Source organism: Ferdinandcohnia sp. SAFN-114, from assembly GCF_059415045.1.
Map to the genome: position 1 here is coordinate 38,267 of NZ_JBPFDQ010000043.1, position 7,376 is coordinate 45,642.

General features: G+C 37.1%; 8 protein-coding genes. 3 read left to right on the forward strand and 5 right to left on the reverse strand.

Going from position 1 to position 7,376, the window contains the following annotated elements:
- Window positions 1-69: 69 nt before the first annotated feature.
- Window positions 70-1,398 carry a PhoH family protein gene (locus ACR65M_RS14885; RefSeq protein WP_341332004.1) on the reverse strand — a complete coding sequence of 443 codons (1,329 nt, stop codon included), beginning with the start codon at window positions 1,396-1,398 and terminating at the stop codon, window positions 70-72.
- Window positions 1,399-1,615: 217 nt separating this feature from the next.
- Between ACR65M_RS14885 and ACR65M_RS14890 the strand changes: the two genes are divergently transcribed.
- Both ACR65M_RS14890 and ACR65M_RS14895 read left to right on the forward strand, forming a co-directional pair.
- Window positions 1,616-2,215 carry a YhcN/YlaJ family sporulation lipoprotein gene (locus ACR65M_RS14890; protein ID WP_440273685.1) on the forward strand — a complete coding sequence of 200 codons (600 nt, stop codon included), beginning with the start codon at window positions 1,616-1,618 and terminating at the stop codon, window positions 2,213-2,215.
- A 599-nt stretch (window positions 2,216-2,814) separates the two neighbouring features.
- Window positions 2,815-3,018, forward strand: coding sequence for a YlaI family protein (locus tag ACR65M_RS14895; protein ID WP_341332005.1), 204 nt, complete (start codon window positions 2,815-2,817; stop codon window positions 3,016-3,018).
- Window positions 3,019-3,333: 315 nt separating this feature from the next.
- Here the strand turns inward: ACR65M_RS14895 and ACR65M_RS14900 are convergent, their stop codons facing one another.
- From ACR65M_RS14900 to typA, 3 genes are all read right to left on the reverse strand, one after another.
- Window positions 3,334-3,618, reverse strand: coding sequence for a hypothetical protein (locus ACR65M_RS14900; RefSeq protein WP_341332006.1), 285 nt, complete (start codon window positions 3,616-3,618; stop codon window positions 3,334-3,336).
- A gap of 17 nt (window positions 3,619-3,635) precedes the next feature.
- Window positions 3,636-3,941 (reverse strand): YlaH-like family protein, encoded by a 306-nt coding sequence (locus ACR65M_RS14905; RefSeq protein ID WP_099353582.1) that lies wholly within the window; start codon window positions 3,939-3,941, stop codon window positions 3,636-3,638.
- Between the two features lie 247 nt (window positions 3,942-4,188).
- Complete coding sequence (typA, locus tag ACR65M_RS14910) at window positions 4,189-6,030, reverse strand: translational GTPase TypA (RefSeq protein ID WP_121445018.1); 1,842 nt, start codon at window positions 6,028-6,030, stop codon at window positions 4,189-4,191.
- A 150-nt stretch (window positions 6,031-6,180) separates the two neighbouring features.
- Between typA and ACR65M_RS14915 the strand changes: the two genes are divergently transcribed.
- Window positions 6,181-6,366: a YlaF family protein gene (locus ACR65M_RS14915; RefSeq protein WP_341332007.1), complete on the forward strand. Its 186-nt coding sequence runs from the start codon at window positions 6,181-6,183 to the stop codon at window positions 6,364-6,366.
- Between the two features lie 31 nt (window positions 6,367-6,397).
- Here the strand turns inward: ACR65M_RS14915 and ACR65M_RS14920 are convergent, their stop codons facing one another.
- Window positions 6,398-7,192 carry an inositol monophosphatase family protein gene (locus tag ACR65M_RS14920; RefSeq protein ID WP_440273686.1) on the reverse strand — a complete coding sequence of 265 codons (795 nt, stop codon included), beginning with the start codon at window positions 7,190-7,192 and terminating at the stop codon, window positions 6,398-6,400.
- Window positions 7,193-7,376: the final 184 nt, after the last annotated feature.

Here is a 7,376-nt window from a genome sequence, read left to right on the forward strand (position 1 = left end):
CGAGCTTAATATGAGAATAAAGCCTGTCACTAACCCTTTTAATCGAGGAAGCATGACAGGCTTCATACTTTAAAGAATATCTGCAGCTAATTGGGCAAGGCCAGATCTTTCTCCCTTAACTAATCGAATATGGCCACCTATTTTTTGGTCCTTAAACTTCTCTACCACATATGTTAACCCATTATTGTATTCATCCAAATAAGGATGGTCAATTTGTTCAGTATCTCCCATAAACACGATTTTACTTTTTTCCCCTACTCTAGTAAGGATTGTTTTTACTTCATGCTTGGTTAAATTTTGAGCCTCATCAATAATGATAAATTGCTCAGGGATGCTTCTACCTCGAATATAAGTCAATGCCTCCACCTCTATCGAACCCATTCCAGCTAAAATGGCATCAAGTTCTCCAGGTTTTTTTGTATTAAACAAATATTCAAGATTATCGTAAATTGGCTGCATCCACGGCCTAAGCTTTTCCTGCTTTTCTCCTGGTAAGAATCCGATATCTTTACCAACTGGGACGATCGGACGGGCTACTAAGAGTTTCTTATACTTACCCATATCCTCCGTCTGCATTAAACCAGCAGCAAGCGCCAACAAGGTCTTCCCTGTACCAGCCTTGCCTATTAAAGTCACCAATGGAATATCATCTCTTAACAACAGCTCAAACGCCATTGTTTGCTGCACATTTCGAGGTTTAATGCCCCATATATGATCCAGTTTAAAATTAAGCTTTCTAACTACTTTACCTGTCTTATCGACTATTCCAATAGCAGATGAGGAACCTCCAAGTGCGTCTTTTAATAAGATAAATTGGTTTGGATAAAATGGATGGTTAACTAACTCTGTAACATGAAGCTCCCCTTTTTCATAAAAAAGGTCAAGTAGGTTACGATTTATATAAATCTCGAGGAACCCCGAGTATATATGATCAACCTCAACGACGCGGTCATTTAAAAAATCTTCAGATTGTAGTCCTAATGCGTCTGCCTTAACACGAACCAGTGCATCTTTACTAACTAAGATTACCTGTTTCCCATTTTCTTTTTCTTGTTCTTCTAATGAGAGATTTTTGGCAACTGCCAAGATGCGATTATCATTTGTTTTTTCAACAAAGATATCTTGTAATTCATGGAAGGATCTGTGGTTTAATTCAATCCTTAGGCTTCCACCAGTTTCAAGCTGGATTTTTTCGTGGAGCTTCCCTGTTTTCCGCAAATTATCAATTAATTTTGAAACTTGCCTTGCATTTCTACCTATTTCATCCATATAACGTTTTTTTGAGTCTACCTCTTCTAAAACAACTGCTGGTATAACAACCTCATTATCTTCAAATGAATATATTGCTCTGGGATCTTGCAGTAATACATTTGTGTCTAATACATAAATTTTCCCCAAAATCACGCCTCCTACTCAAGTCGGTTTCATTTTTTGTTTTAGGAGTGAAACAGGTTATACATTCGTGTAAGAATTTTTTATTTTATTATATTAGTCATTCCTCTTTTTGTTCTAATAAGGACGACCATTGATAAAAATATATGTCTGAATGAATAAAGATAGAAGAATAATTGAACAATAAAAAAAGAAAACACATTGAGCGATAGGAGGCAAAACAGTGAGATATATTAATATCCTTCTGTTCTTAACTATAATTTTTATTATTTCTGGTTGTGGTACATCAAATAATGCTGGAGAAAATGAGAAAGATACTCGTGTAAAAGTTCAAAATTCAATTGAAAACCATGTTGACAGAAAAACAGGACAAGAAATAGCGAGTCATCTTGTCGAACTTGCGAGTAGTGTCCCAAACGTAAATGATGCAACTGCTGTTGTTCTAGGGAAGTATGCAATTGTCGGAATTGATGTAAATGCAAAATTAGAAAGGTCAAGAGTACAAACGATTAAGTACTCGGTTGCTGAAAGCCTGCAGCATGACCCTTACGGAGCAAATGCAATTGTTGTTGCAGACGCTGATACGTATGAACGTTTAAAACAAATGAAAAAGCAGATTGAAGATGGACGACCTGTTACAGGTATTTTGGACGAATTAGCACAGATTGTCGGCAGACTAGTACCTGATATTCCAAGCGATATAATTGATAATAACAATACAGAACCTACAAAAACAAATGACAGCCAGCTGAAAAAAGAAGAACAAAAGAAATTTGATAAAGAACAACAAGATCAGTCCAATAAAAAAATGGGTAATAAATAATGGTTGAATGTAATCACAGCACGAGAAGATGGTTTCTCGTGCTGCTTTTATTTATAAGTAATAGTTCTTAAGTTTTTTGATGATATGGGACTATTTTGTATAAGGTTCAATTTAATTTTACTTTCATTGTGTTTATGAAGGACTTTACGCATGGGGCCGACTTCCGCGTGGGACTTTCATCCACTCTTTGAAGGACTTTACGCATGGGGCCGACCTCCGCGTGGGACTTCATCCACTCTTTGAAGGACTTTACGCATGGGGCTGACCTTCGCGTGGGACTTCATCCACTCTTTGAAGGACTTTACGCATGGAGCTGACCTTCGCGTGGGACTTCATCCACTCTTTGAAGGACTTTACGCATGGGGTTGTGTCTCGCGCGGACTTCATCCTCTCTATGAAGGACTTTACGCATGGGGCTGCGCCTCGTGCAGGACTTCATCATCCTATAATCAGCATCTTCCAAACGTTATTTCAACTGGACCTTGTTTCATCCGATAGAAATAGTATTCTCTATAAAAAAGACAAACTTTGTCAGAAAAGTGTGTGTTGTTGTATAATGGGAAAAAGAAACTAGATAATACTAGAGGGGTTCATAAAAAATGAAAGTAAAATGTGTAATTTGTGATAAAATTGAAGACATCGAGGATGAATCAAGTCAAGCAAAACGTTTGAGAAATCGCCCAATTCATACATATATGTGCCAAGAATGCCATGACCGTATTGAAACAAGAACGATAGAACGAATCGCAACTAACAAATTCAAGTTATACCGTAAAAAGAAAACAGAGGATGATTGGTGGTAAAAACAAAAGTGCAAGCGCCTTTTTTAGAGGAACATCGACTACCTTCTGCCACGTCCTGTTGCAAACATCGATGTCAGCACTTCCTCGAAAATACTTTGCATTTTCTTCGTGCGATGAACATGTTCCCGACGCCTTTCATGTCCTGTGCAAGTCCGACGAGTACAAGAACAGACGTCTTGAAGATTGAACTTTGACCTTCCAGACGAATTAGCTTGTGACCTCGAGGGGCTATGCGCTGGAACAGTATGTAGCTGGGCAACATAACAGGTTATCCAGCTTAATATAAAAGCCGAGCTATGCGCTCGGCTTTTTGTTTTATTCGTAGTTATGGTATCTCTCGGGATGTTGCTGGATTTGATCGTGCATGATATCGATTAATTCAATCGGGAACCTTGCACTTTTTGCTTCCCCGTCAATTGTATACTTCACAAGATACATTACATCATCTTTTTCAATTTCGATGTCCTTCAGTTTAAACTCATTTACTAAAATATCCTCGAAAAGATCGAATGTTTCCTTTGCAGCTTTATCATCAGGTCGAGCTTCAGCCACAACTTTAATCGTTAACCAATTATAGATTGCATCCTGCAAGGATTTCATAAAATTGCCTCCTTATTTTACGCTTCACTTTTTTTTGATTGGTGAAGTCGAATTTTATAAATGATTAAAATAAGAGCGGCAATCGCCAATCCTTCTGCTATTGGTAAGAATGCACCTAAAAACGTTAAAATTGTACACCCTAAAGCAAGAAATAAATAAATCACAATATTTTTTAACAATGGCAACTTCTTTGCAAAACCTAACTTAAACACAATAATTGTTAAAAGCAAGATCACAATGTATAACATATTTGAACCGACACTGGGAGTTGTCGAACTATAGATTGTTTTTGCAACTGGCCACATGTGTTCGTATACATCCATTCATACCCCTCCTTCTCACACTTTCCTATTATCAAATGCGCCTTGGCGTATTTGCGCCCAGATTTTTTTCGAGCTTGCTCGAAAAATTTCCTTTAAAAAATCTGTGGCATCGGCCGAAGGCTTAACTTTATACAGCTGGGTTATGAACCCTGAATTAATTGTATATTTTTTACAGGTCCCCACTTAGAGAAGCAGAGAATTTTGCTGTATAAAGTTAAAGTATCAGAAAGGGACAAGGTTCACAACATTAATGATTCACTTCAGCAAGTTTTTTTCTTTTTGCTGCTTTTTCACGTTCATTTTTATCAAGAACTTTCTTACGTAAACGGATGGATTCTGGTGTAACTTCACAGTACTCATCATCGTTTAGGTATTCAAGTGATTCTTCTAATGACATGATGCGAGGCTTTTTCATTGTTGTTGTTTGGTCTTTATTCGCTGAACGCATATTTGTCATTTGTTTCATTTTCACGATATTAACGGTTAGGTCATTTTCACGAGTATGTTCTCCAACAATCATACCTTCATAAACTTCTGTACCTGGTTCAACGAAAATAGTTCCACGGTCTTCAACACCCATAATACCGTACTGAGAAGCTTTTCCTGATTCCATTGAAACAAGAACACCTTGTCTACGTCCACCAACATTACCAGAAGCCATTGGTTTGTAGCTATCAAAGGTATGATTCAATATACCAAATCCTCTAGTTAAAGTTAAAAATTCAGTTGTATAACCAATTAGACCACGTGCTGGAACCATAAAGATGAGTCGCACTTGACCATTACCATTATTAATCATATCTAACATTTCACCTTTACGAGCTCCAATCGACTCCATAATGGATCCAGTGTGCTCTTCAGGAACATCGATTTGAACACGCTCAACTGGCTCACAACGAACGCCATCAATATCTCTTACGATAACTTCTGGCTTCGAAACCTGAAGCTCATATCCCTCACGTCGCATATTTTCAATTAAAATTGATAAATGCAACTCCCCGCGACCAGATACAACCCATGCATCAGGAGAATCTGTGTTCTCAACTCGTAAGCTTACATCTGTTTGAAGTTGTGCACGCAAGCGCTCTTCAATTTTACGGGAAGTTATATATTTCCCTTCACGTCCAGCAAAAGGACTGTTGTTAACTAAAAACGTCATTTGTAGAGTTGGTTCGTCAATATGAAGCACTGGTAATGCATCTTGGTGTTCAATTGGACATACCGTTTCGCCTACATTAATATCTTCCATACCAGAAACTGCAACGAGATCTCCGGCTTTTGCTTCCTGAATTTCAATACGCTTTAAGCCCGAGAAACCAAATATCTTTGTCACACGGAATTGTTTAACACTTCCATCTAATTTCATTAAGGCAACTTGCTGTCCAACGTGCATAGTTCCTCTGAATACACGGCCGATACCAATTCTTCCAACATAATCGTTATAATCAAGCAATGCTACCTGGAATTGTAGTGGTTCTTCACTATTATCAACTGGAGCAGGGATATTTTCTAGAATACAGTTAAACAATGCTTCCATATTTTCATCTTGTTGATGTGGATCAGTACTTGCAGTTCCATTAATAGCCGAAGCATATACAACTGGAAATTCTAATTGTTCCTCAGAAGCATCAAGTTCGATAAATAAGTCAATTACTTCATCAACAACTTCTTCTGGTCGAGCAAAGTCACGGTCAATTTTATTTACTACCACAATAGGTGTAAGATTTTGTTCCAATGCTTTTTTCAATACAAAACGAGTTTGTGGCATACAGCCTTCATAAGCATCAACAACTAATAATACTCCATCAACCATTTTCATAATACGCTCAACTTCTCCTCCGAAGTCAGCATGTCCTGGTGTATCCATGATATTGATTCGCGTATCTTTATAATTAATCGCTGTATTTTTGGCGAGAATAGTGATACCACGTTCACGTTCTATGTCATTTGAATCCATTGCACGTTCCTCTACGTGCTCATTTGTACGGAATGTTCCTGATTGGTGAAGCATTTTATCAACCAGTGTTGTTTTTCCATGGTCTACGTGAGCGATAATTGCTATATTTCGTAAATCATTTCGTATTGTCACTATTTACACATCTCCTAGAATTAATTTAAGGATAAATTAATTTTACATTTTTTTACTTTCGAAAAGAACTGGAACTAAAACATTATATACCAAACAGTAGAAATAATACACATTTATCTGTAAAATAAATTATGGAAAGGGGCCCATACTATGAAAAACGTAAATTTGCCAATGCTCTTGTTTGCGATTACAACTGCAGTTTGCATTATGTTAATTGGAGTATCAATTGCTGAAAGAAGTCTGTTAGGTATTATTCTGTCTATTATTGCTGTAATTATTGTGACAGGTTTAGGATTTACCACAAAGAAAAAAATGCGTGAGAATGGCAGAATATAAATTCTGCTTTCCTCACGCTTTATTTTTGATATTATTTCCTTTTTAAAAATTGTGTAAAGATCTCTTGATGTAGATTCGGTCTTGCAACAAATACACTGTTTTCCTTTAAGAAGTTTAATGGCTCTCCATCAAGGGTTGTTACTACTCCACCAACTTCATTTAACAGAACTACACCAGCAGCAAAATCCCATGGTGATAAACGCATGGTAATATAAACATCAATCCTTCCAGTAACAACATAAGCCAGCTCCAGTGCAGCTGAACCATAAGAACGAGTTCCACGAACAGCATTGACGATCGGTATCAATATTTTTGGATCAATTCGTTTGTTTTCGGTAACCCATGTTGCATTTATGGCAACAATTGCTTTTTCCAGAGGAACTCCCCTTAACGGTTCAATTTTTGTAGAGTTAAAATAAGCACCATGACCTTTACGTGCATGATACAGCTCATCATGAACAACATCGTAAATAAGGCCGATTTGCCCCACTCCATCTTCATAGACTGCTACAGAAATGGCAAAATTACGCTGTTGATGAATAAAATTCATTGTACCGTCAATCGGATCGATAATCCAAGTGATACCATTTAAAGATTGGAGCTTATCTCCATAGCCTTCCTCCCCAAGAATTTGGTGAGTCGGAAAAGTCTCATGAATCTTTTCAATAAAGTATTGTTCCGTTTCCTTATCCATGTTAGTCACGAGGTCATCTGGGTTTGATTTTGATTCAACTACAAGCTTTGTTTTAAAAGAATCCCGAATTCGTTCCCCAGCCTCTTTTATCCAATGTTTCGCATATTTATCTATTTCGTCCCAATTTACCATATCTGTACCTCACTTTTTTCATCTCAAAGGATAGTATGTGCTATGTATCTTTCTTTAAAAGCATACTTTACTTATTTATGGACATGCAAGTAATAAGGAAAGCGAACCATTGAACTGACCTAGCCAAATGAGACATATATAAAACACCTATCCATATTAAATTTAACACTTTTTCATTAATTTG

Coding starts and splice junctions, on each gene's coding strand:
- ACR65M_RS14915 (WP_341332007.1), top strand. CDS start 6,181: ATGAAAAACGTAAATTTGCCAATGCTCTTGTTTGCGATTACAACTGCA.
- ACR65M_RS14905 (WP_099353582.1), bottom strand. CDS start 3,941: ATGGATGTATACGAACACATGTGGCCAGTTGCAAAAACAATCTATAGT.
- ACR65M_RS14900 (WP_341332006.1), bottom strand. CDS start 3,618: ATGAAATCCTTGCAGGATGCAATCTATAATTGGTTAACGATTAAAGTT.
- ACR65M_RS14895 (WP_341332005.1), top strand. CDS start 2,815: ATGAAAGTAAAATGTGTAATTTGTGATAAAATTGAAGACATCGAGGAT.
- ACR65M_RS14920 (WP_440273686.1), bottom strand. CDS start 7,192: ATGGTAAATTGGGACGAAATAGATAAATATGCGAAACATTGGATAAAA.